Source organism: Psychrobacter sp. AH5, from assembly GCF_040371085.1.
GTDB lineage: Bacteria > Pseudomonadota > Gammaproteobacteria > Pseudomonadales > Moraxellaceae > Psychrobacter.
Map to the genome: position 1 here is coordinate 1,466,792 of NZ_JAMBMT010000001.1, position 26,928 is coordinate 1,493,719.

23 protein-coding genes, 1 tRNA gene, 1 other RNA gene, 1 pseudogene and 1 CRISPR repeat array are annotated in these 26,928 nt (G+C 41.8%); of the genes and pseudogenes, 7 read left to right on the top strand and 19 right to left on the bottom strand.

Features of this window, described 5'->3' with window-relative positions; genetic code table 11:
* Positions 1-47 precede the first annotated feature (47 nt).
* From M0N77_RS06160 to ffs, 4 genes are all read right to left on the bottom strand, one after another.
* Positions 48-1,892, bottom strand: a complete 1,845-nt coding sequence (locus tag M0N77_RS06160) for an extracellular solute-binding protein (protein WP_353104369.1) — start codon at positions 1,890-1,892, stop codon at positions 48-50.
* A gap of 338 nt (positions 1,893-2,230) precedes the next feature.
* Complete coding sequence (serC, locus tag M0N77_RS06165; protein ID WP_371834221.1) at positions 2,231-3,340, bottom strand: 3-phosphoserine/phosphohydroxythreonine transaminase; 1,110 nt, start codon at positions 3,338-3,340, stop codon at positions 2,231-2,233.
* A 144-nt stretch (positions 3,341-3,484) separates the two neighbouring features.
* Positions 3,485-4,303: a DNA polymerase III subunit psi gene (locus M0N77_RS06170; RefSeq protein WP_353104371.1), complete on the bottom strand. Its 819-nt coding sequence runs from the start codon at positions 4,301-4,303 to the stop codon at positions 3,485-3,487.
* A gap of 150 nt (positions 4,304-4,453) precedes the next feature.
* An RNA gene (gene ffs / locus M0N77_RS06175) (signal recognition particle sRNA small type) lies at positions 4,454-4,550 on the bottom strand.
* Between the two features lie 220 nt (positions 4,551-4,770).
* On the opposite strand from ffs, the gene M0N77_RS06180 reads away from it, so the two are divergent.
* A complete protein-coding gene (locus M0N77_RS06180) occupies positions 4,771-5,484 on the top strand; it encodes an SIMPL domain-containing protein (protein WP_353104372.1) in 714 nt (237 codons plus the stop codon).
* Between the two features lie 81 nt (positions 5,485-5,565).
* On the opposite strand, the gene M0N77_RS06185 is transcribed toward M0N77_RS06180, so the two are convergent.
* The 4 genes from M0N77_RS06185 to M0N77_RS06200 form a co-directional block, all read right to left on the bottom strand.
* A complete protein-coding gene (locus tag M0N77_RS06185; RefSeq protein ID WP_353104373.1) occupies positions 5,566-6,942 on the bottom strand; it encodes an MBL fold metallo-hydrolase in 1,377 nt (458 codons plus the stop codon).
* Positions 6,943-7,093: 151 nt separating this feature from the next.
* Positions 7,094-8,500 (bottom strand): Na+/H+ antiporter NhaC family protein, encoded by a 1,407-nt coding sequence (locus M0N77_RS06190; RefSeq protein ID WP_353104374.1) that lies wholly within the window; start codon positions 8,498-8,500, stop codon positions 7,094-7,096.
* 123 nt (positions 8,501-8,623) lie between these two features.
* Positions 8,624-8,965: a 4a-hydroxytetrahydrobiopterin dehydratase gene (locus M0N77_RS06195; protein ID WP_353104375.1), complete on the bottom strand. Its 342-nt coding sequence runs from the start codon at positions 8,963-8,965 to the stop codon at positions 8,624-8,626.
* A gap of 400 nt (positions 8,966-9,365) precedes the next feature.
* Positions 9,366-11,613: a CRISPR direct-repeat array (repeat unit 28 nt; unit sequence CTTAATCACCGCATAGGTGACTTAGAAA).
* A 337-nt stretch (positions 11,614-11,950) separates the two neighbouring features.
* Positions 11,951-12,469: a hypothetical protein gene (locus M0N77_RS06200; RefSeq protein ID WP_353104376.1), complete on the bottom strand. Its 519-nt coding sequence runs from the start codon at positions 12,467-12,469 to the stop codon at positions 11,951-11,953.
* Positions 12,470-12,651: 182 nt separating this feature from the next.
* Between M0N77_RS06200 and M0N77_RS06205 the strand changes: the two genes are divergently transcribed.
* Together M0N77_RS06205 and M0N77_RS06210 are read left to right on the top strand one after the other, a co-directional pair.
* On the top strand, positions 12,652-13,368 hold the full coding sequence (locus M0N77_RS06205) for a response regulator transcription factor (protein WP_353104377.1): 717 nt from the start codon (positions 12,652-12,654) through the stop codon (positions 13,366-13,368).
* A 58-nt stretch (positions 13,369-13,426) separates the two neighbouring features.
* Positions 13,427-14,929, top strand: coding sequence for an ATP-binding protein (locus M0N77_RS06210; protein ID WP_353104378.1), 1,503 nt, complete (start codon positions 13,427-13,429; stop codon positions 14,927-14,929).
* Positions 14,930-14,968: 39 nt separating this feature from the next.
* On the opposite strand, the gene M0N77_RS06215 is transcribed toward M0N77_RS06210, so the two are convergent.
* On the bottom strand, positions 14,969-15,400 hold the full coding sequence (locus tag M0N77_RS06215; RefSeq protein WP_353104379.1) for a PACE efflux transporter: 432 nt from the start codon (positions 15,398-15,400) through the stop codon (positions 14,969-14,971).
* A gap of 154 nt (positions 15,401-15,554) precedes the next feature.
* Positions 15,555-16,091: a cytochrome b gene (locus M0N77_RS06220; protein WP_353104380.1), complete on the bottom strand. Its 537-nt coding sequence runs from the start codon at positions 16,089-16,091 to the stop codon at positions 15,555-15,557.
* Positions 16,092-16,397: 306 nt separating this feature from the next.
* Between M0N77_RS06220 and M0N77_RS06225 the strand changes: the two are divergent.
* Positions 16,398-17,066, top strand: a pseudogene (locus M0N77_RS06225) (DsbA family protein).
* 61 nt (positions 17,067-17,127) lie between these two features.
* Here the strand turns inward: M0N77_RS06225 and M0N77_RS06230 are convergent.
* The 3 genes from M0N77_RS06230 to M0N77_RS06240 form a co-directional block, all read right to left on the bottom strand.
* Complete coding sequence (locus M0N77_RS06230; protein WP_353104381.1) at positions 17,128-17,403, bottom strand: DUF4031 domain-containing protein; 276 nt, start codon at positions 17,401-17,403, stop codon at positions 17,128-17,130.
* 135 nt (positions 17,404-17,538) lie between these two features.
* Entirely contained in the window at positions 17,539-19,197 is a 1,659-nt protein-coding gene (locus M0N77_RS06235; RefSeq protein ID WP_353104382.1) for a thiamine pyrophosphate-binding protein, read from the bottom strand.
* 153 nt (positions 19,198-19,350) lie between these two features.
* Entirely contained in the window at positions 19,351-20,052 is a 702-nt protein-coding gene (locus M0N77_RS06240; protein WP_353104321.1) for an IS1 family transposase, read from the bottom strand.
* 249 nt (positions 20,053-20,301) lie between these two features.
* Between M0N77_RS06240 and M0N77_RS06245 the strand changes: the two genes are divergently transcribed.
* The 3 genes from M0N77_RS06245 (at position 20,302) to M0N77_RS06255 (ending at position 22,327) form a co-directional block, all read left to right on the top strand.
* A tRNA-Gly gene (locus tag M0N77_RS06245) sits at positions 20,302-20,376 on the top strand.
* 264 nt (positions 20,377-20,640) lie between these two features.
* Entirely contained in the window at positions 20,641-21,714 is a 1,074-nt protein-coding gene (locus tag M0N77_RS06250; RefSeq protein WP_353104383.1) for an HNH endonuclease, read from the top strand.
* Between the two features lies 1 nt (position 21,715).
* On the top strand, positions 21,716-22,327 hold the full coding sequence (locus M0N77_RS06255; protein WP_353104384.1) for a class I SAM-dependent methyltransferase: 612 nt from the start codon (positions 21,716-21,718) through the stop codon (positions 22,325-22,327).
* A gap of 120 nt (positions 22,328-22,447) precedes the next feature.
* Here M0N77_RS06255 and ppiC read toward each other — a convergent pair whose 3' ends face one another.
* The 6 genes from ppiC to M0N77_RS06285 form a co-directional block, all read right to left on the bottom strand.
* Entirely contained in the window at positions 22,448-22,726 is a 279-nt protein-coding gene (ppiC, locus tag M0N77_RS06260) for a peptidylprolyl isomerase PpiC (protein ID WP_353104385.1), read from the bottom strand.
* Positions 22,727-23,261: 535 nt separating this feature from the next.
* A complete protein-coding gene (locus M0N77_RS06265; RefSeq protein WP_353104386.1) occupies positions 23,262-23,975 on the bottom strand; it encodes a hypothetical protein in 714 nt (237 codons plus the stop codon).
* Positions 23,976-24,134: 159 nt separating this feature from the next.
* Positions 24,135-24,797, bottom strand: a complete 663-nt coding sequence (locus M0N77_RS06270) for a glutathione S-transferase (protein WP_353104387.1) — start codon at positions 24,795-24,797, stop codon at positions 24,135-24,137.
* Position 24,798: 1 nt separating this feature from the next.
* Positions 24,799-25,482 (bottom strand): cupin domain-containing protein, encoded by a 684-nt coding sequence (locus M0N77_RS06275; protein ID WP_353104388.1) that lies wholly within the window; start codon positions 25,480-25,482, stop codon positions 24,799-24,801.
* Positions 25,483-25,589: 107 nt separating this feature from the next.
* Positions 25,590-26,003, bottom strand: a complete 414-nt coding sequence (gene arfB, locus M0N77_RS06280; RefSeq protein ID WP_353104389.1) for an alternative ribosome rescue aminoacyl-tRNA hydrolase ArfB — start codon at positions 26,001-26,003, stop codon at positions 25,590-25,592.
* A gap of 232 nt (positions 26,004-26,235) precedes the next feature.
* Positions 26,236-26,928, bottom strand: coding sequence for a TetR/AcrR family transcriptional regulator (locus M0N77_RS06285; RefSeq protein ID WP_353104390.1), 693 nt, complete (start codon positions 26,926-26,928; stop codon positions 26,236-26,238).

Consider the following 26,928-nt stretch of genomic DNA (forward strand, 5'->3'; position numbering starts at 1 on the left):
ATAATTTTGATTTATGATTTATGAAGAGATTAATTTTATCTAACATCTTAACGCCGTAAATAGCTATCTACCTTGGCCTCAGCTTCTTTATCCACCCACCAGTAATCTATCCCTACAGCATTGGTCGGCAAAGTTGCGTGACGATATTGGTTCCAATAAGCGACATTAGTGCCCGATTTACCATATAAAGGTACTAAATAATGTCCGGCTCGCAGCAAACGATCGAGCACCTTAGTATAAAGGATAATCTCCTCCCGGCTCTCAGCGTCGCCAAGCGCTTCTACTACTTTATCGATAGCAGGATTTTTTATGCCGATAGTGTTGTGATTACCTGGCTCATCTGCCGCCGTACTACCCCAAAACGCCGCTTGCTCAGCACCAGGTGATAGACTTTGTGCAAACACATCAGTGGTCATATCATAGTCATAACTACGGGTACGCTCATAATATTGCGGGCCGTCCACTTGCCGTAGATTGGCGGTAAATCCTAAGCGCTCTATATTACGAATATAAGGCAATAGCACTCGGCTCAAGCTATCACCGGTCATCAAAATCTCAATTTGGGCAAGCTGACCATTCGGCTGATAAAGCTTCATATCCTGATAATAAAACCCAGCATCCAGTAACAGCTGACGAGCTTTGAGTAAACTATCACGATTAAAACCGCTGCCATCGCTTTTGGGTAATTGCCATTCGCTCAATACGCCTTGACGCTGCCTAGGCTCAAGCTCCTTGAGTAACGGCGTCAATACTTGCATCTCCAAAGTTGAAGGCGTGCCGTTAGCGGCCAACTCCGATCCATGAAAAAAACTCTGCAAGCGCTCATACTGACCATGAAATAAGGTCTTATTCATCCATTCAAAATCATACGCTAAGCTAAGCGCTTGACGCACCCGAATATCTTGAAACAAAGGCTTGCGCAGATTCATAATCAATCCCTGCATCGGTACAGGATTTTGACTGCTTATCGATTCTTTTACTATCATGCCCGCTTTGATCGCCGGAAAATTATAGCCCGTTGCCCAGTTAGAGGCTTTATTTTCAGGCCGGAAGCGATATTGTCCCGACTTAAAGCCTTCAAAGGCAATCTCATCGCTTTGATAATAGACAAACTTGATTATATCAAAGTTATAGCGACCGCGATTGACCGCTAGATTACGCCCCCAATAATTGGGGTCACGCACGTAGCTGACTGAACGCCCAGCATCGACACGGCCTAGCTTATAAGGGCCACTGCCCATCAATGGCGTCAAAGTTATTTTTTCAAAATCGGCATCAACCGAGGATTTGGCAAAGATAGGAAACTGTCCTACCGTCAATAAGATCTCTTTGTTATCGCCGGATTTAAATATAAATTTTACTTGCTGCTCATCGATAATTTGCACTTCTTTTATATCACTCAAATAGCTGCGAATATACATCGGCCCTTTGCTTAATATCGCCTCATAAGTGGCTTTGACGTCCGTACTGGTCACCGGCGTACCATCCCAAAACTTCGCTTTGGGATTGAGATGATAAATAATCCAGCTGGCATCCTCAGTATCGTAAGTCACGCCTGTCGCTAGCTGCGGATACATGGTAAAGGCCTCATTCAATGAGCCCGTCATTAGCGTATCGTACATATAATCGGTGCCAACCATCGCCACACCGGTGGTCATCCACTTATTAGCGGCATTAAAAGTGCCGCGCGCATCAAGTGACAAAGTACCACCACTTGGCGCCTCAGGATTGGCATAAGGCATGAAGGGCGCATCGATATATTCAGCGGTGCTGTTATGATCAAGGGCTTTGGTTGAGATAATCTCAGCGTGACTGATAGAAGCTAAGCTTATTGCTACGCTCAAAGAGGTAGCGTTTAACCAGATAGCTTTTAGTAACGCTGATTTCATCATAACTTATCGGTCGCAGTAACTATTAATATTGAATGCAGGTAACGTTGAAGGCAGGTTTTCATCAATGAAACGCTTGGGCTAAATAAATAATACAGATACTTATCATTGATAAATGAGTAATGCTAAATTTATCATACCAAACTTCGCTTTTTTAACCTAATCAATTGCACAAATGGATTTTGTCATATTTGACGATCTTATTTTTAGTAAGCTCGTTTTTTATACTAATTAATTCTGCTTAATGCTGCTTAATATTATTTAGCGACTGCATAAAAAAAGACGCCGCTAATAAAGTGACGTCCTTTAAAATGAACGAGCCATCTTAATTGTTTGGCCAATTAAGCGTGTTTTTTTTCAAAGTCCTGCATAAAGTCAACAAGCTTTTGTACCCACGCAAGTGGCACTGCGTTATAGATACTAGCGCGCATACCGCCAACATCGCGATGACCTTTTAGATGCAGCAAGCCCGCTTTTTCTGACTCTTCTAAAAACACTTTATCTAAATTGCTATCCGCTAGAGTAAAAGGCACGTTCATAATAGAGCGATAGTCTTTGGCGACAGGATTATTATAAAAGGCGCTATCATCGATAGTCTTATACAATAAATCAGCTTTTTGCTGATTAATCTTACCGATAGCTTCAACACCGCCCTGCTCTTCTAACCACTCAAACACCAGTCCTGCTAAATACCATGAATAAGTGGCTGGCGTATTAGACATCGACTCTTTTTCGGCTTGATGGGTATAGTTCATCAGCAAGGGGCACCAATCGCTAGCTTGATCTAACAAGTCTTCGCGGATAATGACAATAACTAATCCTGCAGGACCGATGTTTTTTTGTGCGCCAGCATAAATCATACCGTATTGAGAGACGTCAATAGGCTGCGATAAGATGCATGAGGACATATCGACAATGAGCGGTACATCAACTTTGGGTGGCTCAAAGATTTGTAGACCATGGATAGTCTCGTTAGCGCAGTAATGAAAATACTTAGCGTCCGCGCTGATATTCCATTCGCTCGGCGCTGGAACGTCAGTAAAATTACTATCTTTGCCACTAGCTACCACATTAATCTCACCCAAACCTAGCTTGGCATAGCGCTTAGCTTCTTTGATAGCTTTATCTGACCAAGTACCCGTAGATAAATAATCAGCGCGGCCGTTGTTCAATAGATTCAGCGGAATAGCAGAGAACTGTAAACTTGCGCCGCCTTGCAAAAACAGCACTTTATAATTATCAGGAATAGCCATTAAGGAGCGTAGTTTGGCCTCCGCTTTTTCGGTAATAGCGATATACTCTTTACTACGATGACTCACCTCCATCACTGATACGCCGCGATTTTGCCAATTGAGCATCTCGCTTTGCGCGCGCTGCAAAACTTCGGTAGGAATGGTCGCCGGACCCGCAGAAAAGTTTGGCACACGGTAGGGGGTGGTATTACCTGACATGTCTGACATATTAGCAGTCCTAAATAATAAGCAATGAGATAAAAAAGGGTTGAGTTATCTAATAAAGTTGATTTGTAGGGATATTTTATAACGTAATCATTAGCTAAAGAAACATTAGCTAAAGAACTATTAGCTAAAGAACCATTAGCTAGAGAGTTGCTGCCAGAGCTGACGCTTGAGGGCACTATCAGTAAGCATTGCTTCTAAGCTTGGAGATTCAACGAAATTGGGATGCATTAAACCCTCAGGCAAGGACGTCAATACTGCTATTTTTATATCCTCACTTTGCGCAATTCTAAAGATATAACCGGCCAGGCTAGCATTAGCAAGCTCTGCGGTATCCATACCTTCACAAATAGGAAAGGAGCTAGTCTCACACTGTAATGATAGCGCTTGAGTGATATTTTGCCACAACTTTTGCGTATCATTATTGAGCGCTTGAATATCAACGATTAACACCCAATCGCCATAACGTCCCCCTTGCAAATCAAAAGGCGCTACTTTTTCAAAGTTAATAGGGTCTAAATGGCTCGATTCTAAACTAGTAGCGTCGCTAGTATTAACCGCTTCTTCAACTCGCTCTGATTCAACGAAACTATTTAAATCATTAAAGTTATAAGACTTATTTGCAGTCTCTGCACTAGCTATGTTGTTATCAGTATTATTTTCAACGACTGGCGCACTAGTAAAGGCGTCTTCTGCTTGGCTACTTTTCAAACTATCTTGCTGCTGAGTAGGCTGAGCAAATGCTGGCTGCTGCTCGCTAAGTGTGTCGAATGTTGACACTAGCTGCGGTGTTTCGCTATCGCCGATATCGCTAATCTTTAGCGTTGGCGTGTCCGGCCTTACCCATTGCCCAATACCCATCATCGCCAAAATTTGTCGCTGCTGAGCTTGCCGCTGATAGGCCAAAAGCTCTAAGCACTGCTCAGTAGATAATAAAGGCGTTTGGCTATCACTCATTTGGGCGAATTATCCTACTCATTTAGACTCAATATCGTAGCGTTTAAGCCCGCCGTATGCAAGGCTAGCACAAAATTTTGACCAAAAAAAACCCTTGACTAATAAGGGCTAAATGGGGGGTATAACTATTTTTAAGACAAAAAAAAGCGACTCCATCAGCACATCCTCGGCACACATTGAAACTAATACCGTTGCTACCTTCCGGTCCTGGCGGGGTTCATAGAACAATGTTGCGAGGCTACCAATGGAGCCACCAGTTGCAAATTATACTTACTTTTTCTTATTTTACAACCCCTATCGCTGTTATCTTTACCGCAAGCACTACTCTTAGCTTTGATTAAAGAAGAAATCAGTAACTTAGTGACAAAATGCTAATATTATTTATTATAAAATTTGCTATGTTAATCTTGTCTAAAAATACTATTAACTTGTTTAATTTTACCGCTGACTTATTTAAAGGATTTATTATGAAAAACAACTTATCGAGCAACTTAGCTTTGGTTTCTGGTAGCGCGCTTTTGCTCAGCGCTCTTATTAGCCCCGCTCATGCTGAGCCAACAGGTTATGATCAGATTACTTTTCAGACCGAAGTCAAAGAAGAGATTGCCAATGATGAGGTACGAGCGAGCCTATATAAAAAAGCGCAAGCGGGCGATGCCAAATCTCTAGCGACTACGCTAAATACTTCTATTAATAGAGCGCTGGCAATTGCCAAGCGCTATCCCACCGTTACTGTTAGTACCGGTCAGCAAAGCACTTATCCGCGTTATGATAAAAACGATAAAATTATCGGTTGGACAGGTCAGGCAAACATTGATATCAAGAGTACTGATTTTACTGCCACTAGCCAGCTTATTGCTGATTTACAAAAAACTTTAGTGATGAATAATCTAACCTTTGGCGTCTCAGAGCTCAAAAAAGACGCGCTTGAGAGAAAGCTTATGACTGAGGCTTCACGCGCTTTTCAGCAGCAAGCCAGAAACTTAACTCGCGCTTGGGACGCTCGCGGCTATCGGGTCATAAACGTCAATCTCAACACTGGCAATGACAACTACCCACGTCCTATGTACAGCAGCATGCGCACCACTAGTGCCGACGCTTCTGTCCCAAGCCAAAACTTTGAGTCTGGTAATAGTACCGTCTCTGTTACTGCCAATGGCACTATTGAGCTGTCTAAATAAATAACTTTGTAGTCGTAGTACCATTGATATTAGCTATAGTCAGTTGACCTTTTAATTGACTATAGCTACTACTTTTTATGGCTATTTTTTTGCTTGTGCTTGCCACGCGCTCATGCCGCCAAGATAAATATCAAGGTGCTCAAAGCCTTGGCTGGCCAGCCACCCTGCTGCTATCGTTGCACGCTCGCCACTAGCGCACATCAAAGTGTAATGGCGGTTTTTGTCCAGCTCACGCCAGCGCTCATTGAGCTGACCGACATAAATATGCTCAGAGCCTTCTATAGCCGCCTCAGCACGTTCATCAGCATCGCGGACATCGAGTAATGTCCACGTATCATCGCCGCTATCTACATTATCCTTATGTCTTTGGAGGCGATATTTGACGACATCCGTCGTTACCATCGCTATCTGCTCTACACTCTCGCCTTGCTTGGCAGCGGATACTACGCCGACATAGCCTCCTACGATATTATCTAGCGCTATTCGCACTAAATGCTCCATCGCTGTCGCTAGTTGCTGCTCATCTTCGGCTACTAGTGCTACGCGCTCGCCTTCACTGATGAACCAGCCAGCAAAGGAGGGAATCATACCGACAGGTAAACTCATCGACCCCGGCAGATGCGCTGAAGCATAAGATAATGGCTCCCGAATATCTATTAAGTGATCGACGTCGCAGTTATGCAGTTGCTCAAGCGTTAGATTGGGCGGCCGCATAATAATAGGCGCAGGCTCGCCGCCTTGCATATTTAGGCGCTCCATTAGTCTAAAATATGGCGGTTGATAATGATTTTCGCTAATCTTGTCTTCGATGAACTGCTCTCGGCTCTGGATTTGTAATCTTGGATTATTGAGCCTTTCATGACCGACGCTTGAGAACTCACGATCTGCCATACCCGAACCACAAACCGAACCGGCACCATGAGCCGGATAAATTATCGCCTGATCGCCCAAAGCTAGGATTTTTTGTAGAGAGTCATAGAGTAATCCGGCGACTTTTTCTCGCTGATCCGGATAAAAATCAGTACGCCCCACATCACCGACAAATAGCGCGTCCCCAGTAAACACCCCAACGGCGCGCTCAGGATAAGCGCTATCATATATGGCATAAGCCAGATGATCAAAAGTATGACCGGGCGTCTCTAATACCTTTATCTCAAGCTGACCGATAGCGAAACTATCTGCTTCACGCGCCGTTTGTGCATAGACAACAGGCTGCTCTGGATTGGGCCCATGATAGACGCTAGCGCCCGTCAGTGCTGCTAGCATTGGTGCACCAGACACCAGATCTTCATTACGATGGGTCTCGAATATATGAGTAATCCTCAGCCCTGCTGCTCGCGCTTTTTCGACATAAATATCACAGTCGCGGCGCGGATCAATCACTGCTGCTTGACCATCAGAGCCAAGTAAATATGAGAGGTGCGAGAGTCCTGAGGTTTTTATCGTCTCAAACAGCATAGCTGTCTCCTATTATCGTATTAAGCTAGAGTTATTACTATGAATTGCTTTTAACCTAGCACAGATAAAGGATTGGCATCAATATACGATAACATATATTAACAAGCTATTTTTAGGCTTATAAGCGATAAGCTAAGAGTCACTAGAGGCGTTAATCCTTAACTATTGCAGCGTTAGCAGAACTAATAGTAATACCAGTAAAACCAAACAGTAAGGTCAATAGTAACGATAGATAACAGAAAAAAGCATAAGGCAAATAATCAAGCACAGGTACGCCTAATGCTTGACTAATAAAGACACCGCAGACACTCCAAGGCACTAGCGGATTGATCACCGTGCCCGCATCTTCGATGGTGCGAGACAGGTTTTTGGGATGCAAATTCAAGCGCTCAAACGTTGAGCGAAAAGTAGTCCCTGAAATGAGAATGCTTAAGTACTGCTCGCCGATAAGCACATTGATACTAAGTGCTGACATAGCAGCGGCAAATATCGCTCGTCCGGAGGAAGTCAAAGAGGATTTTATGCCTAACAATAGCGCAGGCAAAATACCCAGTGCTGTCAATAAGCCGCCAAGGCTCAGCGCTAATATCACGATCATTTGAGTAAAAAACATGCTTTGTACGCCGCCGCGCGATAGCATACCGCCCACCTCCCCTAGCTCTAACGACTCAGCAGGAGCATAACCGCCAAACAGATAACTACCCAAGGCACCAAGGCTTGGTGAGCTATGTATATAAGTGATAATTAAGGCTGCGATGATGGTACAAATAATAGTATAGATAGCGTTGACACGTAAAAGCGCGAGCCCGATCAACACAATAAAGGGTAATACGGCATAGTTGTGGATGAGACCACTATCAATCAGCTGACCTTGAAGCAAAGTCACTTGGTTAAGATCTGAGCCAGTGGTGCTACCAGATAAGAACCAAAATAGTACCACTGTCAATAGCCACGCTGGGACAGTGGTATACATCATATTGCGAATGTGTGCAAACAGATCGATACCCACCACTGAGGAGGCAATCGTACAAGTATCTGATAAGGGCGACATTTTATCGCCAAAAAACGCGCCTGATACTACCGCTCCTGCGGCAATAGCTACATTGGCATCAAAAGCATGGCTCATTCCGATGAACGCTACGCCCAAAGTGGCCGCTGTGGTCAAGCTACTGCCTAAAGCAATACCAATAATTGAGGTCAAAACAAAAGCGGATATGTAATAAAACTCCGGCGATATCAGCTCAAAACCATAATACATCAAAGTCGGTATAGCCCCTGACATCATCAAGGTCGCGACCATCAAACCAATAAAGAAAAATAGATAAATCGCGCCGATACCACTCATAACCCCTGATGCCATCTGCGCTTGCATATCATCAAAGCTTAGGCCCTTAAACAAGCCAATGGCGAGTAGCACACAAATAGCAAGTAGCAAAGATAAATGCGGCACCCAGCCAAACCCTATCATAGTTACACCCATGACAGCGATAACGATGGCGGAGATCATAAAAGCCAGTTGCGCTGATATCTGGGTTAGAGGTTTGGTGCCATCACACATCGTTAGCTAGCCAACGATAATTGGCTAAATAGTGTTTATTGAATTGGGTTTTAGGTGGACAAGTTTACTGAGTTACGGCTATTTTTGCCACCCTCATTATCTAAGAGGCTAGGGTCTGTTGAATTATTTAGCTAGTAGCTGATCTGTTTTTGCCGCCATAATAAAGTCATTGCGATGCAAACCTGCAATGCTATGTGTCCACCAAGTGACAGTAGCTTTGCCCCACTCGACCAAAATCGCAGGATGATGATCCTGTTGCTCAGCAATCTCAGTAAGCTCATTAGCAAAGCTCATAGCCGCGACAAAATTGTTAAATTTAAACTGCCGCTGTAATTGCTCGATGCCATCCACTTTTATCAATGACCATTTAGGAATTTGCAGTAACCACTCTTCTACCTCGCTAGTACACGCGCTAAGTGCACCAGCACGGCAAGCCTGACAGTTAGCCTTTGCTAAAGTTGACATGACCTTTCCTTCTGCGTTTATTAGTGTTTTAGAGCTATGAGTTCTCAGAGCTACGCTTAACTTTTCGTTTTTGTGCAACTCAATATCGATCCGCTCATTTAAGTACTGGTTTGACAATCGTGATACGCGTCACTTCTATAAATACTCTCACTATAATATATATTATCCCTATCAAACCTTGTCGAATGAATTATAAAAAGGCTATTTTATATAAAATCGATAGTTTTGGTTTGAGCTAATATTAAATAATTCAAAAGTTAAAGAAAAAACCCTTTTTTTAAGCCAATTAAATAAAATTAGTAAAATCAAAAGGTTATGATGAAGCCAAAAAGGTAGGGTAAAATAGGGTCTTTCGCACGCTAAGCCTTGTTGTAGCTCATTTTTTTAAGGTATACTTCTTCTTAATCACCGCATAGGTGACTTAGAAAAAGTTTAGCAAGGGCGTACAAGCAGATAGTGACTTAATCACCGCATAGGTGACTTAGAAAGATCTGAAAGTAAAATATGATAACGTAAAGAACTTAATCACCGCATAGGTGACTTAGAAATTATTCGTTACAGCGCTCTGCTAAAACACTAACTTAATCACCGCATAGGTGACTTAGAAAAATAAGCGTGCTTGATGAAAGGCTTTTAAGTTCTTAATCACCGCATAGGTGACTTAGAAATGCATTACACCGTGGGTTTCTAGTTGCCCACTCTTAATCACCGCATAGGTGACTTAGAAAAGCCTTTTCCAGATATTGATAATCATCTTGACCTTAATCACCGCATAGGTGACTTAGAAATTTCGGTCAGTCTCAAGGTTGCGAAGCTGGTGCTTAATCACCGCATAGGTGACTTAGAAATTGATTGATTTGAGGTGGCAGAACGCCTATCTCTTAATCACCGCATAGGTGACTTAGAAATAAGTACGACTACAGCAAGACTAAATATACTTCTTAATCACCGCATAGGTGACTTAGAAAATAGCGACATGACCGCCTTGCGAGTAACCCGTCTTAATCACCGCATAGGTGACTTAGAAACAGACTACACCAAACTTGGCGGATACCGCTAACTTAATCACCGCATAGGTGACTTAGAAACGCAGAGTGCATATTCAAAACCACTCGTCTGTCTTAATCACCGCATAGGTGACTTAGAAATTGGTGTACGCTGGATGAGCATCCCACTCTTGCTTAATCACCGCATAGGTGACTTAGAAATTCTATGAGTTTGGCGTACTAACCTCTATGATCTTAATCACCGCATAGGTGACTTAGAAAACCTGAACCAGTGTTTTTCTGATGTTTTTGGGCTTAATCACCGCATAGGTGACTTAGAAAATCGCGAATATCATCTAGACTTTTTATTGTTGCTTAATCACCGCATAGGTGACTTAGAAATTAAGCATGACACCCGCCTATTTTTTGGCAAACTTAATCACCGCATAGGTGACTTAGAAAATTATGGACGGAGCATACATCTTAATTAGCCTCTTAATCACCGCATAGGTGACTTAGAAATGAACCGTTCGAGCTTCCTGAGTTCTGCGACTCTTAATCACCGCATAGGTGACTTAGAAACACAAGGTGAAAGGGGTGCAGATGGTGCAGATCTTAATCACCGCATAGGTGACTTAGAAAACGCGCACCATCTGCGCCGTCTTTACCGTCTGCTTAATCACCGCATAGGTGACTTAGAAAGTTACTAGGGTTGTCACTCATGGCGAGCTATACTTAATCACCGCATAGGTGACTTAGAAATGAACCACCACCTGAATCCGAACCTGAACCGTCTTAATCACCGCATAGGTGACTTAGAAATCTAAATAATATTTACTTTGGTGGGGCTGTTACTTAATCACCGCATAGGTGACTTAGAAAAACTGATTTTATGATGGTTCAACTACGCTGTTCTTAATCACCGCATAGGTGACTTAGAAATTAGATTGGCAATAGTTTGATTGATACGGAGCCTTAATCACCGCATAGGTGACTTAGAAACAGTAAAATGTTAGTCGTATCTAGCAGTACAACTTAATCACCGCATAGGTGACTTAGAAATATTGTTTCGACACCAAAAACGAAGTTACAAGCTTAATCACCGCATAGGTGACTTAGAAAAAAGACAGGCGGCTTGCCCAAGCAGGCATTGTCTTAATCACCGCATAGGTGACTTAGAAAAAATCAGGATAACCACGCTTCACGCCGTTGTGCTTAATCACCGCATAGGTGACTTAGAAAGTAATATCCTAATATATCTTTGAGCGGCGTTGCTTAATCACCGCATAGGTGACTTAGAAATCTCATAACTTCCCGCAAATCAATCGCCAACACTTAATCACCGCATAGGTGACTTAGAAATGACGGTGATTTTACTGGCAATGCTAGCACTGCTTAATCACCGCATAGGTGACTTAGAAAACTCATATTAACCGTGTTATTGACAACACCCGCTTAATCACCGCATAGGTGACTTAGAAATGTTTTACCTGCGTTTAAGTAACCCGTCCCAGCTTAATCACCGCATAGGTGACTTAGAAAAGTATCATCAGCCGCTTGATCTGCTGCACCGCCTTAATCACCGCATAGGTGACTTAGAAAACTTTAAACGGCTTTACGACCCATTCCTGACCCTTAATCACCGCATAGGTGACTTAGAAAGCCGTTAAAAAATTGTATACCAATTTTAGGCTTGCAAAGGAAACGCTTTGGATAGTGTTTCCAAAACCAGAAGTCATAATTACTAGTAAAGACTGAATAGGAAAATCATAGATTTCCCCTTGCGACGAGCTGAACATTTCCTAAATGTTCAGAATACCCTCGCCTCATACGCCTATAGGTGACTTATGAGAGCCATCGAAAACTAAATATAAGCAGAGACAAAAAAAGCGCATCAGACTGGCTGATACGCTTTTTATTGTTTTGATAGTCTAGCTGAGTTACGCTAGCTTTTATTTGATATAAGCGATAACTATTGAGCTCGATGATATCCCTTAGTTTATCTTTGTGACTTTAAAGCTTCAAGCTGCGCACGTTGCTCAGCCGTTAATACTGCCATTACCGCTTGCTGTCTTTGCAAACGATTGCTATTAGGATCGTTATGAATTGCTTCGATTTGAGCTTGCTGAGTGGCTGTCAGATTGAGCTGTGACCATCCTTGTTTGCCCATATTATGCCCCCCTCTTTTATGCATGCCATGATGAGCCTGTCTCTGCGCTCTCATATCGGCTAGCTGTTTACGCTGCTCATCTGTTAGCACCGCCTCCATAGCGGCACGAGTTTGCACATGTGTATTATGACTATTTTGTCTGATGGCTTGCATTTGCGCTTTTTGCGTATCGCTAAGATTAAGCTGTGAAAAAGACCCTTTCATATGACCCTGTTTCATGCCGCCTTTGTGATGTTTTTGCATAGAGGTTGAGGCTGGCGTATTAGTATTTGCGCCAACGCTAGTACAGGCGCTTACTGCAAATACGCTGGAGAGTGCTACTACTGAAGCCATTACTAGTTTTTTCATTGTGATATCCTTACTTGGTTTTGTTTAAGCTTACTGACAGGACACATCATACGACAGTACAAGGTTACAAACCTTTATGAAACATTAAGAAAGGTAACGTTTTTGCTTTATCCGCGAGTCTTTGTTAGATAATACAAAGATTAAAAATGCTAATAAAATAAACAATATAAAAGAGAACAGATATGGCAAAGATACTTTTAGGTGATGATGATGAAGAGCTGACACAGCTCTTACAAGAATATCTGCAAAATCACGGTGTTGACTGCGACTGTGTCCATGATGGACAAGCGGTTGTCGAGCGCTTGCAAAAGATGTCTAAGAGTTTTGCTAATCAGACTATAAAAAGTGCTGAATACGATTTGTTAGTTCTTGATATTATGATGCCAAAGATGGACGGTCTCAGTGTGCTGCGTCAATTGCCTGCTATCAGTAACATACCGGTCATCATGCTGACTGCAAAAGGAGAGGAGATCGATCGTATCATCGGTCTAGAGCTTGGCGCGGATGATTATATCACCAAACCCTGTAATCCGCGTGAGCTACTCGCCCGTATCAATGCAGTGATCAAACGTACTCAAAGTACAGCAACTCCCGCAGCTGAGCTGGCGGCGCTGCCCGAGAGCCGCTTGCAGCTAGATCAAAGCCAACGCCTTTGCACTATAGACGGTACCCCCATACAGGTCACTGGCACTGAGTTTGACTTGTTACTAGCACTGATCAAACAAAAAGGCGAAGTGGTCAGTAAAGACTGGCTTTCAGAGCAAGTATTGCAGCGTGAGCTACAGCCTTTTGATCGAAGCTTGGATGTGCATGTCTCACGCCTACGTAAAAAACTACAACCCTTTCACGATGAACCCATCAAGGCTGTTCGTGGCAAAGGTTATCAGCTAGTGCTTTAATAAATCGCTATCTTATAACGCTACTATCAACAATAATGTCCTGACTGTTGACAAATCCATGATAAAGACAACACTACTTGAAAATCGTTTGACACTGTTTTGGCGCTTATTTTTAAGTTTGCTACTGACGATTTTATTTACCGCCATCTGCTCTATTTTAGTGGAGCGCTGGCTAACTGAGCGCGCGTTAAATGCGCGTATGGAGGTACAAATTGAGCGTATATTGGCCAAACGTGAGCTAATAATAAACGCTCTAGAAGCGGGCGATATGGCTAGAGTCAGGCAGCTGTATCAAGAAGACCGCCGTTTTATGAATCAGATCAGCCTTTATGATGAACAAGGAGCGCTTATTTTTCCTAGATATAATCGTATGCCCCATCATAGAGGACGCTCGCACTCTAACGCCTCGCTGACTTTTGGTTTTTCGATGACTATGAGCCGCCCAAAGCAGACCATGCAGCAAACAGTGTTAGGAAATACTGAGCGTTTTGAAGTAGCAAATACCACGGTTACTTTGCCAGACGGTCAACTAGTTATTATTCAGATACGGCCCAACTTGCCTTTTAGCGAAGTAGTTGAGCTACAACGTGGCCATGTTATGGTGCGCTTGATACTAATTATTTTATTTAGCCTGTTAGTTTGTTTTTGGCTTAGTCGGACGATGACGAGTCGCATGCGTCAGCTGCAGCATACGGTACGCCAATTAATAGAGGGTAATTATCAAATCGATCCTACTATTTATAAGCTTGGCGCAGATGAGCTGGGTCTATTAGCAAAAGATGTCGCACAATTAGCGACTCGTCTAGCGGACAGTGAGCTGGCACGCAAACAGATGCTCAGTGACATCTCGCATGAGCTACGCTCACCACTTGCCCGCTTGGAAGTAGCTACCGAGCTGACTCGCGACTTTGCACCAAGTGCTGAGCGTTATCTCAATCGTATCGATAAAGAGTCGGCGCGGATGAATGAGCTAATCGAACAGATTATTCATATTCAGTCCTTGCAAATGCAGCAATACACTAGTGATGACTCAGAAAAACAGCCGGTCAATCTTATCGATATTATTAGTGAGATTGGTGAAGATGTCTGCTTTGAGTTTCAGCATAAACAGCTGCATTGGTACTGGCAGCCAGCTAAAGATAGTGAAAGATCCACCGTACTAGGTGATTATGAGCAGCTGTATAGTGCGCTTGAAAATGTGATTCGTAACGCCTTTATACATACGCCTGTGCAGGGTAACGTTAGCGTCGAGGTCGATAAGATTGGGCTAAATGACAAGAGCTATTCTACAGTAAAAAAATCGGCTCTAAACACTGACTGTGCTATACAAATCAGCATCACCGATGAAGGTGGCGGCGTAGCTGAACAAGATTTGAAGCGTATCTTTCAGCCTTTTGTTCGCCTTGACTCGGCTCGTGATCGGCAAACGGGCGGCTATGGCTTAGGTTTAGCGATTGTTCATGCGGTAATAACGGCGCACCGTGGTCAGATTCGTGCTTATAATCGTCAGGATAACAATCGTGGGCTAGTAATAGAGATCAGGTTACCTACGGTGAATTAGCAAATGGGTTATAGAAGTTAAAAATAATCACATCTCAAGCTAAGCTTGCACAGTCTCGGTGTTGGGTATAGGAAATACTTTATCGTAAGCCCAATTAAATACAAAAGCGTATATTAGATAAAAAGTCGCCATAGCGATATCCATCTTAAACGCTTCCCAAAGGCTGATACTTAGATAAATCGCTATGATTGGCATAAATAGTAACAGTAAGCCACCCTCAAATAACACTGCATGAAAAACTCTAATGGCTACCGTCTTTTGGACTCTACCTCGCCATTTCATCATCGCATTATCGAAGAGAATATTATAATAATAGTTCCAAACGGTAGCGATGATTGAGCCTACTACTGCCATAATTCCCATAGTATGCAGCTCAAAACCAAAGACAAAACTTGCCAATGGCGCAAATATGAGCAAGCCTATAATCTCAAAGCTTAGAGTATGACGGATACGGTCTTTCTTATTACGCATTACTATCCTAACTAAATACTGAACAAATCGCCTCTACGAGCTACCGACTTATGAGTACATCGTAATAGGTTTATTGATATAAAAATAGTTATCAAACAAAGCTTTATCTTAAAAATAAATATTACGACTTGTTTTTGAATAACTCTATTAGCATTTATAAAATACGATTGATAAGCTTGTCTTTTTTGATGTATTGATGATAGAGCGCAGCCAAAATATGAGCGGCGGTAAAGGCTAAAATCAGTGGCCAAATAATATCGGTGTGCCAATCATTAAAGGTACGAGCCAAACCACGATCTGGGGTCACAAACACTGGAATCTCAAACAAGCCAAACATATCAACAGCGCGGCCGCCATAGACTGACATTAGCAGCCCTGCTATCGGCATCGCAATCAGTAATGCATAGAGCGCAAAATGGGTGAACTTGGCAATTATATCTTGCCATTTTGGCATGGGGGCTGCGGGCGGCGCTTTGACAAAGACGCGGCTAATGACCCGAGCTAGCATCCAAAATAGCAAACTTATACCAAAGGCTTTATGAAGAGCGATATAAAAAGAATCATCCGTATTATCATAAAGAAATATTAGCGCCCAAGTCACTACTAATAGCAGCGCACTAATCCAATGAAAAACACGGCTTACCACTGGCCATTTATTCATGGTCGTTATTGTAGATTGAAGCTGACTCATAATTCACCTTTGCTATAGAAACGATTGCTAGCGGCACCGCTATTAACGGATGGATGCCTTATTGTGAAACTGCTACTCATAATGGCGCTAATGATAGCAAATCTATCAGCAAAAGACTGCCCTTACACACATTTAGTCGCACTTTAGTAGTCATTAAGTAATAATAGTCGACGATAACCTCACCGCTTGTAACCATAAAAACAGTTAGTATTGAAAATAACTGTTGTCGTTCACAGTTATAAGAGGACGACCTCAGCTTTAGTAAGTTCAGAGCAAAGTGTGAATTCACAATAACAAGGAGATAGTATGAGTAATAATAATGACAGTCCTAAAAAGCAGCCACTTAGAATAGATATCGTCTCAGACGTGGTTTGTCCGTGGTGTGTGGTTGGTTACAAACAGTTAGATGAAGCGTTAAGACAAACCAATACCGATTATGAGATCCATTGGCATCCATTTGAGCTAAATCCTAATATGCCAAGCGAAGGGCAAAACATGCGCGAGCATATCATGGAGAAGTACGGCTCAACCGCTCAGCAGTCAGATGAAAGCCGAGCTAGGATCACTCAGGCAGGCGCTGAGGTTGGCTTTGACTTTAATTTTACAGATGATATGCGTATGCATAATACCTTTAATTTGCATTAACTACTGCACTGGGCTGAGAGTCAAGGGCAAATGCATGAGCTAAAACAAGCCTTGTTTACCGCGCACTTTACCGATGGCCGTAATATCTTTGATAATGAAGTATTAGCGGATATAGCGGCAGAGACTGGGCTTGATCGTGACGAGGCATTAGCGGTGTTGCAAGATCAGCGCTTTGCTCAAGAGGTTCGTGAAATAGAGCAGCATTGGCAGCGTCAGGGAGTACAAAGCGTACCCGCTATTGTTTTTAATGAGCAGCATTTAGTCAGTGGTGCTCAAGGTGTTGAAAATTTTACTAGCATATTGAAGCAATTAGCGGATATGCCAAAATAGTTTTAGACAATTCTTTTATTTACATTTAAGCTCAGTTGCAGCTGTTTTGACTAAATTAAGCTTAGGTTAATTCGCTTTGATTTAACTCACTTTTTAGCTTTTTGGCCGCCTTAATGATTTGTTTTCTAGTGGCTTTGATAGCGCCATGATACAGCGCGGTCTCTCGCATTTGCACAGTGATATCATAGTGCGGATAACTGGCGTTACGATGAAATAAACGCTTATCTACTTCTATTAGAGCGGCAAACTCATGCAGCTCTTGTAGATTATCGGCAAGCATATGACACCATTTGTAGCCTCTAAACTCGATACTGACAAAATCGACATAAATGGCCATCGTTATGACTCCTTAATCAATGACAGCTGTCATCTGTAGTCTTTATGATTATAGATTACTCTCAAAATAAATAGCTCTAAAAAGCGGCAATTCAGCTTCTATTACTAAATAACCGCTTGGTTTGGTGCTGAGCGTTTATTTTAGGGCGGCCGTCACCTCAGCTAGTAACGGTGGTATATCATGCTTATCGGTTATCACCTCTAGCATAATCAACTTATCGTCGGTCGCGACAGCCTTTTTGAGTGCTTCTTTAAGCTCGCCTGCCGTCTCTACTTTAAGAGACAAACAGTTATCCTCATTACCTCCAAAGACTTGCGGCATCCGCTGCCAGTCGCAGTTAGGAATATCATTATACCGCTCATTTTCCCCATGAATGGCGCGCTCAACCGTGTAGCCGCTATTATTAATTAACACTATGATAGGATTGGTGCGATGATGAATCATGATGGATAATTCTTGAATAGTGAGCAGTGCAGAACCATCACCGATCAGCAGCACACCGCGCTTATCTGTAGAAGCTAAACTTGCTCCTAAGCTTGCTGGCAAGGTATAGCCTATCGAGCCCCACATCGGCTGTCCATAGCAAGTCACCCCATCCGGTAATCTGACATCGCTTATGCCAAAATAGGAGGTTCCTTGATCCGCAAAAACGACACTATCCGCTTGTAAATGCTCTGCAATGATGTGCCATAAATCCTTTTGTAAAATAGCCTCATTATCACCGCCTTGCTGCTCAAACTTAGCTACTGACTCACAAAATGGCTTGGGAATAATCTTAATCCCTGAAGTCATGACTTCATGCAAAGCTTGCAGCGACTCTTTTAGCGCAATAGGAGCAAAGTTCTGTCCGCCGATGCTCGCCCGTTCATAATGCAAGTCAACGACTCTCTTATCATCAATATCTTGGCTAAAACCTGCAGTAGTGGTATCGGTAAACTGCACGCCCACTTTTATCAAACACTCGCAGTTCTCAACCGCATCTTTGACCACCGGACGTGAGGCATCGCCGGCATAAGTACCCGCCCAGCGCTCGCCTTGTTCATCAAGCAAAGTTTTGCCCCATGATAAGGTAGTATAAGGCACCTGAGTATCGGCAATTAAAGCTTTTAGCTCGTTTTGTAATCCTAAGCGATGTACCATCAAATCAGCTAACAACGTCGTAGTCTTATTCGGCAAAAACATGCTTAGCTGTTGCTTAAAAGCAGTAAGTGCAGCTTGGCTAGTGATATCCTCTTGGCTATCATTGAGCTTGGTCGTTGGCGGATAGATAGATAATTTTGCTACATCAGGCGATAACATCAAATAACCGGGACGATGCTTTTTGAGTACCATACGTATCACCCGATCAATCTCAGAGGCGGCATTTTCAGCGGTAATCTGCGCTCGGGCGACAGTGACAGGCTCGACCATTTTGATAAAATGATTAAAAGTACCATCTCCTAAGGAGTGATGCAGACGGCGCTTGTCATGCTGCTGCTGAATCGTTGGGGTGCCCACAACTTGCAATACTGGCACATATTCAGCAAAGGAGCCCGCCGTGGCATTAATAGCCGACAGCTCCCCTACGCCAAAGGTCGTCACTAGAGCTGCAAAACCACGCTCACGAGCATAGCCATCAGCAGCATAACCAGCGTTGAGCTCATTGGTATTACCGATCCAGCGCAGTTTATCTGATTTTATAATGTTATCAAGAAATGATAAATTATAGTCGCCAGGTACTCCGAATACTTCGGTAGCACCGGCCTCGCTGATACGGTCAAATAGATAGTCAGCAATAGTATAAGCTTGGCTCATAGTGTTTATCCTTATAATTTTATGTAGGTATGGTGACTGACTAAGTCGTTATAAAGTCATGTTCGTATCTCTTATTAGTCAAAGGCTTTATAGAAATACTTTGGAATACTTAATACAAAAATAAGTGGTGGTGTTCTAAAAAGTATGCTGGCATCAGACGTAGCCATAATTGACATAAAAGAACACCAGATCGAATACTTTAAAGTGATTATCAAGCTTTTTTGAGAAGCAACAAGTCTTTCTAACCGCTCGACGCAATCGGTGTCTAAGACGGCAGTTATTGCCTTCAATCCCTATCGTATGCTGTTTGCCAATTCGTTTGTTATCACTTTTAAAGGCGGTTATAAAACTGTCCCAGTTGTCCATACTAATAGAGCCATAGCTGACTGTAAGCTGCTTTAAACGTATTCTTAACTTCTTAGCCGTTTTTAGGTCACGTTTGCCCCAGACATAAGCGACAATCTCATTAGTAGCACGGTCATAAGCGTAGATGAGCCAGACTTTACGCTTCTTGCGATACACGTAAGTCCAGAACTCATCAACCTCTAAGCGTTCATAATAGTGCTTCTTAGGTACAATCTTGTAAATGGATGAGCCTATGGTGCTAAGCACTTTTCCGATGCTAACCTTGGCTATAACGGCTATGTCTCTAACACCACAACCTCGGACAGTCATCAGTCGTATGAGATCTTCTATTCTAGAGTGACAGCCGTTATAGGTTACTGCATGATCGCCAATAAACTGACGTTTGCAGTCCTTACATTGGTAGTTCTGCTTGCCATAGCTTTTTATGCCATTTTTCTTTAGACTAAGACTGTGACAGTCGGGGCAATTGATCTGTATTTGTGTCTTCATAACCTCAAATATATCATCTTGCTTCGGCTGTCACCCTTCCTTTATTACCCCAGCATACTTTTTGATACACCACCAAATAAGTTATATCACAAGATAAGGGTTCGATAACATAGCGACTTTGCCAAATTTTATTTTCTTCGACACAAACTATTGACAGCATCAAAAAACTGCGTATAATGTGCTGTCATCAACTGGCGATACTATTATCAATTCATATCTTGAATACTATAGTTCAGCTACTGATAATTAGCGGGATTAGCTCAGTGGTAGAGCATAACCTTGCCAAGGTTGGGGTCGAGAGTTCGAATCTCTTATCCCGCTCCAAATACTTAAAAAGCCTCACTTCTCTTTATATGAGCAGTGAGGCTTTTTTTTGTTTAAAATTAGATACTTATTTTCTTAGCAATGTCTTTACTCTAAACAAATACGGTAAAGAAAATTCATAAAGATATTCAGTTCTTATCGAATAGCCATTTGGTGCCCTTGCAAAATGACGTTAAATGAGATAAAAGTACATCTAGCGTAAAGTACTATTAATATAAACGGCTCATTACAAACGTATATCACCGTAGCATATTTGAGTAAATAATGAACTTTATCGATGTTGAGCCCACGTTAGAAAACTACTGGCGAGCCATTATCCTATTTGGTAAAAATACCGCCTCTTATAAGTTTGCTCTTGCTAAAAGCCTAATTGATATTAGTTTGGCGAAAGACTCTGATTTGATCAGCTTAGAGGATTTAGCTTTACCCTACGCCATGCACCTATGTGAACATTTAAAACATAACCCCAAACAAAGCACTTTTAAAAGTGGTAAGTTTATCAATGCTTGTTATGATTTTAACAATCAAGCTATCGGTCAAGACGAGCTGATGCATATCACTACCAAAGAAGGTTTTAAATATGTTTTAGATGCGTTTCATGTGGTCAACACCAAGGCGGTGAATGAGCGATTTTTTGATGTGATTGATGAGCAGTTTTTTATAGATGAGCGCAAATATAACAAAGGCATTCGGTTAACAGATAACCTGTTCAAGCTATTTTATGTATTTGACAATTCTGCTGATAACCTCAACCAAGAAACAGAATCACGCTGGAATTTGGTTGAAAAAGCGTGGGCGCTTAATATGAATAAAAACCTATTAAGTGTTGAATACGATAACGCGACGAAACAGCTATTTACCCAAGATACTAACCATAGACGTACTGATATTACATGCTCTCGTGGGGCGTTAAATGGCTATCAAAAAAGTCGCTGTTTTTATTGCTTTACGCCTATCAGCATTGCCTCCTATCACTCCATGCTTGCTGATGTTGATCATTTTTTTCCGCATACGTTAAAACCACAAGTAGCAAATGCGGGTTGCTGTCGTCCGGTGAATGTCGATGGCGTTTGGAACTTAGTATTGTCTTGCACCGATTGCAATCGTGGCGAAAACGGCAAATTTGCCCAAGTACCCGCCCCGCAATTACTACAACGTCTACATACGCGTAATGAATACCTGATTAATAGTCATCATCCACTACGTGAAACGTTGATAATGCAAACAGGAAAAAATGAACGCTCGCGGCAGTATTTTTTGCAAAAGTCTTTTAAATTTTCAAAAGAACATTTACTTCACATTTGGCAGCCTATGCCAAAAGCCAGTCAGTTATTTTAATATGAATACCCATTCCAATACGCTAGATTTTTATAATAAACATGCTCATGACTTCATTAAGCAAACTCTCGATGTTGATATGCATACGTTGTATCAGCCCTTTATTAATCACTTATCAAATTCTGATGACTCCCATATTTTAGATATAGGCTGCGGCTCTGGTCGCGATGCGGTATATTTTGCAAGTTTAGGCTATCAGGTGACCGCTATTGATGGTAGCCAACAACTGATTGATTGGGCGAAGTGTCATCATGATAGCGATATTGATTGGCAGAGCTGCACTTTTAGTGATTTAGTGCAAAAGAATGGACCAAACAAGTTCAGCGGGATTTGGGCGTGTGCGTCGTTATTACACGTACCTTTTACTGAGTTATCCACTTTAATAAACACACTATTAGCGATGCTAGAAAAGGGTGGCGTTTTTTATATCTCTTTTAAACATGGTAATCATGAGCGCTTCGATAATGGGCGTTTTTTTTGTGATATGAATGAAAGGCGCTGGCAATTCATTAAGCAAAAGCTCAATTATAATTTCAGCGATACAATTTGGCTAACCGAAGATCAAAGAATCGATAAAACTAAAACGTGGTTTAATATTCTAATTAAGCGATGACTAACTTAAGTTCTCACATTAAGCAATAAATAAGTTAGAGCGCTTAAATGGTCTGGCTTTCTTGTGTGTCCCATTTATTAACAACAGCTCAAATCTTTATGTCACTTTAGACTCTAATACTTACGTTCTATAAAGCACTTTAACCACATGCCAGCCAAATTTGGTTTTGACTAAATGCGGGGTGAAGAGCTCACTGTTAAAACAAACTTTATCAAAAGCTGGCACCATAGCGCCTTTTTTAAACTCCCCTAAGCTGCCGCCTTTTTTACCTGATGGACAGGTTGAATGTTTCTTAGCCAACACGTCGAACTGAGCGCCTTTTTTGAGCTTAGCGATAATATCCTCCGCCAGCTCTTTGTCTTTGACCAAAATGTGTAATGCGCTAGCGCTGCGAGCCATAATATAAACCTTTTATAAAGTATTGATGATCGCGGCATTATATCATTACTACGGCAATCCGGTGATGACTGCGAGCAAAGCAATCTACCTCCCAACTTTTGGGTAAGTTGATTAATGTTTGTCTGGCAACAGCCATCCACATCCACGTACTCATTATTAACCCTAATTATTACTCACTTAACTAAGCTATGACAGCTTTTAGAATTATAAAACTAATATGCTCTTACTAAATTTTGCTGAGCTTTATTTTATTTGTAATAAAGCTATTTTGCTGATCATTAAAGATCTGTATAAAACATAAATCAATCAGTGCTTTATATTTTATTTGAGCACAAATAGACTATCGTTCAGTAAAAACCGACAATGCTTAACCATTTTCTAATTATTAATGATTAAGTTTAGTTGAATTTGATAGATTAAAATTAACTTTAAAGTCAGAAAAAAAACCTCGCTACCTAATAAGTAGCGAGGCCTTTATAATTAGTACTTACAGCTATTCAACGTTATTTTTCAGTAGTAACAGCTAATTCAACACTTAAAACCAACCTTTCTGCAAAAGCTGCTCAGTGTTACTTACTTTAAATCCATCGCACAGATCATAAAAAGCAATGGGGTCTTCGACATTATCTAGCAAGTTTCGTTTATTAAGCGCTACAAATAGAGCTAGCGAATAAGCGGCACAGTGGATAGATTTTTTTGGATTAAACTCAATATCGGTAAAAGCTTGATACTGCTTAACCTCTCCATGCAGATGCACATTTTGCTTTAGCGCGTTGACATACAGCCAATCATAAAACATTGTTAAAGGCGCTATATTCCACTCCATACCAAAGTCATTATAGCCAATCAGCTCGCCTAAAGTTTTTAAGCGCTCATCTTTTTTGGCTTGTCTGGGCGCGGCGGTTAACAAATCAGTAAACGGACCACCGTACTCAAAAACTTTACTGGCTTGAAAGATGTTTTCAACGCTATATTGCCCGCCACTCTCTTCATCTGTTAACTGTAAGCTGAGTGGACTGAGCAAAAAGCTCAACTTGTTACCTGATTTACTAGATAGCTCTAAGACATTATTGAATCCATACTTTTTACGAATAACTTGATGCATATCATTGATGGTTTTTTTCTTTTGGCGACTGGCAAATCCTACATGGCGCTCGATGCTAATCATATCCGTTTTGACCAGATTGTCACTGTTGACTCTTGGCATAAATACCGGTCTTTGTTCTATAGCGTCTCTTCTTTGTTCCATAGTTTTCTGTCTTTAAGTTATGACGGTAGGTATTATATCAACAGTTTGCTGCAAGTGGGCTTTGATATAAATCTCCTGTCTATTGGTATCTTTGATGCTGCTATATAGTCGCTAATAAATAATCAAATAATGCTTGAATTTAGAACATAAAACCTCACTCTAACCTGCAAAAACAACGACCTCATCTCCTTCTTGCCAAAGCGGATACTTAGTCATAGCTTGTACAAATAGCGGATGCTCTAGCCAATATTGTAGCCAGCGCTGCAAATTTGGATAAGGTAAGCTATAAAAAGTCTCGCGATCGACGTGAGCGAACTGACGCACAAAAGGCATAATGCCAATATCAGCAATACTTACCCTCTCTGCTAATAGGTAAGTATTTTTTGTTAGCAGACTCTCTAAAGCTTGTAAAAACATCTCGCCCTGCTCTTTATACTCTGCCTGAGTCCCCTCTGGGTAGCGGTCAGCGTATTTGTAGCGATCTAGCCAATGCTTGAACTCATTGTCATTTTTATCAATCAGTACACCAGCTTGCTCTAAAACCTTTTTATCAAGCAGCCTTTGTGGATCGTTGTGCCCAAGCGCCCACCTCATAATCTCACGACTCTCTTCAATAACTGTACCATCAGGCAGTTGCAAAACTGGTACCGTGCCTTTAGGACTAATCGCTAACATCTCTGGCGGCTTGTTTTTTAAAATAATCTCGCGTAGCTCCACTTCTGTGTTGGCAAACAATAAACCAAGGCGAGCACGCATAGCATAAGGACAGCGACGAAACGAGTATAAACAAGGCAATGAAGAAGTTACGGTATTGGTTTGCACATTATACTCCTGCTACTTCAGCACCAATGATTGCGGATAAATGATTAATCTTAAGATAAACCGTAGCTCCTTGCTCGCCAGCTTTTATTAAAGGAGCTACATCGATAGGCAGGCGTAGCCAACTTCTGCGCTTATAAACCTGATGCTCTTCTATCAGCTCACCTTCTAAGACTAGTATCTCAGCGCCACCACTAATAGGTGCAGTAAATAGTGGCTCATTAGCTTTCAAGCGCTGCAGCATAACCTGTTCGCTACTATCGGTAAATAAAGGACAAATCTCACGATTGTCTTTCACTTGCCAGCTTGACTTATCGTTAGTATCGATGGTCACATGACGCTGTTCATCAGCTCTCATTTGACGCAGCTTAACAAAGATAATCGCACCCTCATCACTATAAGGCTGATGTCCTGACTTGGGCGGATTACGTAAATACCAGCCTGCTGGATAATCAGTGTCGTCGGCTGAAAAGGTCCCGGACAATACTAATATCTCCTCGCCGCCTGGATGATAATGACGCGGAAAGTGAGAATGAGGAGCATAGCGTACTAAACTAGTAGCCCGAGCTTTTTCTGCGCCAATACGATCGAGCATTATCCGCTCGACACCGCTTTGCGGAGAGGCAATCCACTGCTGCTGCTCTGGTAGTAGTGACACCCGTTGAGAAAAATCAGCATTGATCAGCATAAAGTCGTCCTAATTTTTAATTATTCTAAAGTTTAGCGCTTAATTTTTAGTGTTGAATTTTGGCGCTTGTTGTATTAACCGTTTTATCTAAGTAGCTTAATCAATAGTCAATACTCCACCTTACCTCTTAGTGCTTTGGTTCTACCGCGCTGAGTCTTTTCATCTACCCGTTTGCGTTTGGCATTTCGGCTTGGCTTAGTCGCTTTTCTAGTTTTATTGACGTAGCTGGCTTGTTTGATAAAGCTCTGTAAGCGCTCAATAGCATCAATTTTATTGCGCTCTTGGGTACGAAACTGCTGAGCCTTGAGTACAAACACTCCCTCTTTAGTTATTCGGCTATCTTTACTTGCCAATAAGCGTTGTTTTTGGGTTTCGCTAAGACTAGACGCCCTTATATCAAAGCGCAGATGAATAGCAGAAGCGACTTTGTTGACGTTTTGACCGCCAGCACCTTGAGCTCGTATGGCGCTAATGTCTACTTCATGGTCTTGGAGGCAAATGTCATTAGTAATAAATATCATAGTTTTAACATCACAATTTTAACATCATAGTTTTAACTGGTTATCGTTTTGAGGTTAATGTATATTATTGATAATTAGATAATAATCATGATAGCGACAGCTTATAACAATACAATATCCGACCATACTAGTTTTGTCTTAACCCTGTACTATAGTGGTGAGACTAAACAGTAAAAACCAAAAAACCGACATCAGGTCGGCTTTTTGTTAAATGACAGCTTATATCTATAACCTAACGGTTTTTACGCGGTAGTTTCTCTGGTAAGTAGCAGCGCAGATAAGCAATTGACGCCGTTCCTGCTTCTTGGACATAATGCTCAGTAATACTAGCGTGTTGACGATAAGATAAAGTAAATATCGCGTTAATGATGCTATAAGTGACTAATAAAATCTCTTTTATACTCTCAAAAGCTGGCATCTCATAACGCTCAGATAAGCGCTCATATACCAATTCAACGATCTGATGATCGATATCTTCACCAAAGCTGTCTCCTTCAAAATCAGGAGTATTGGTATCATAGATAAGCTTAGCTTTTGTCTCATCATCATGAAAAATATTGACACAACGCTCAATCAGCGCCGTTAGATATCCCTGCCATCTATCATAATCTACCGTCTCAACGGTCGCTAATATCTCTAAAATATCAATGGCATTTAAAAAGCGTAATGCCAAAAATATCGCTTCAACATTAGGGAAAAAGTGATAAGCAGAAGCTCGTGGAATACCCGCTTCTTCACAGACCGCCGCCAATGTAATATCATTGATAGGCATTGTTTCACTAAGCTTTTTTGCACCCATCAATAATTTTTGACGGCGAGCACGGCCTTGTTGACTGGTAAACTTAAATTTATTAGGTACCAGTTTTTTTGCTAGCTCTGAATCCACTAGCACATCTTCGATTTTATCGTCTTTTTGTTCACTCAT

Excerpts from the sequence above, each read along its gene's own strand:
- M0N77_RS06170 (WP_353104371.1), bottom strand. The coding sequence starts at position 4,303 with ATGAGTGATAGCCAAACGCCTTTATTATCTACTGAGCAGTGCTTAGAG.
- M0N77_RS06265 (WP_353104386.1), bottom strand. The coding sequence starts at position 23,975 with ATGGAACAAAGAAGAGACGCTATAGAACAAAGACCGGTATTTATGCCA.
- M0N77_RS06215 (WP_353104379.1), bottom strand. The coding sequence starts at position 15,400 with ATGCGTAATAAGAAAGACCGTATCCGTCATACTCTAAGCTTTGAGATT.
- M0N77_RS06205 (WP_353104377.1), top strand. The coding sequence starts at position 12,652 with ATGGCAAAGATACTTTTAGGTGATGATGATGAAGAGCTGACACAGCTC.
- M0N77_RS06250 (WP_353104383.1), top strand. The coding sequence starts at position 20,641 with ATGAACTTTATCGATGTTGAGCCCACGTTAGAAAACTACTGGCGAGCC.
- M0N77_RS06240 (WP_353104321.1), bottom strand. The coding sequence starts at position 20,052 with ATGAAGACACAAATACAGATCAATTGCCCCGACTGTCACAGTCTTAGT.
- M0N77_RS06230 (WP_353104381.1), bottom strand. The coding sequence starts at position 17,403 with ATGGCCATTTATGTCGATTTTGTCAGTATCGAGTTTAGAGGCTACAAA.
- M0N77_RS06220 (WP_353104380.1), bottom strand. The coding sequence starts at position 16,091 with ATGAGTCAGCTTCAATCTACAATAACGACCATGAATAAATGGCCAGTG.
- M0N77_RS06210 (WP_353104378.1), top strand. The coding sequence starts at position 13,427 with ATGATAAAGACAACACTACTTGAAAATCGTTTGACACTGTTTTGGCGC.
- serC (WP_371834221.1), bottom strand. The coding sequence starts at position 3,340 with ATGTCAGGTAATACCACCCCCTACCGTGTGCCAAACTTTTCTGCGGGT.
- M0N77_RS06275 (WP_353104388.1), bottom strand. The coding sequence starts at position 25,482 with ATGCTGATCAATGCTGATTTTTCTCAACGGGTGTCACTACTACCAGAG.
- M0N77_RS06190 (WP_353104374.1), bottom strand. The coding sequence starts at position 8,500 with ATGTGTGATGGCACCAAACCTCTAACCCAGATATCAGCGCAACTGGCT.
- M0N77_RS06285 (WP_353104390.1), bottom strand. The coding sequence starts at position 26,928 with ATGAGTGAACAAAAAGACGATAAAATCGAAGATGTGCTAGTGGATTCA.
- M0N77_RS06185 (WP_353104373.1), bottom strand. The coding sequence starts at position 6,942 with ATGCTGTTTGAGACGATAAAAACCTCAGGACTCTCGCACCTCTCATAT.
- M0N77_RS06255 (WP_353104384.1), top strand. The coding sequence starts at position 21,716 with ATGAATACCCATTCCAATACGCTAGATTTTTATAATAAACATGCTCAT.
- M0N77_RS06195 (WP_353104375.1), bottom strand. The coding sequence starts at position 8,965 with ATGTCAACTTTAGCAAAGGCTAACTGTCAGGCTTGCCGTGCTGGTGCA.
- M0N77_RS06235 (WP_353104382.1), bottom strand. The coding sequence starts at position 19,197 with ATGAGCCAAGCTTATACTATTGCTGACTATCTATTTGACCGTATCAGC.
- ppiC (WP_353104385.1), bottom strand. The coding sequence starts at position 22,726 with ATGGCTCGCAGCGCTAGCGCATTACACATTTTGGTCAAAGACAAAGAG.
- M0N77_RS06180 (WP_353104372.1), top strand. The coding sequence starts at position 4,771 with ATGAAAAACAACTTATCGAGCAACTTAGCTTTGGTTTCTGGTAGCGCG.
- arfB (WP_353104389.1), bottom strand. The coding sequence starts at position 26,003 with ATGATATTTATTACTAATGACATTTGCCTCCAAGACCATGAAGTAGAC.
- M0N77_RS06200 (WP_353104376.1), bottom strand. The coding sequence starts at position 12,469 with ATGAAAAAACTAGTAATGGCTTCAGTAGTAGCACTCTCCAGCGTATTT.
- M0N77_RS06160 (WP_353104369.1), bottom strand. The coding sequence starts at position 1,892 with ATGATGAAATCAGCGTTACTAAAAGCTATCTGGTTAAACGCTACCTCT.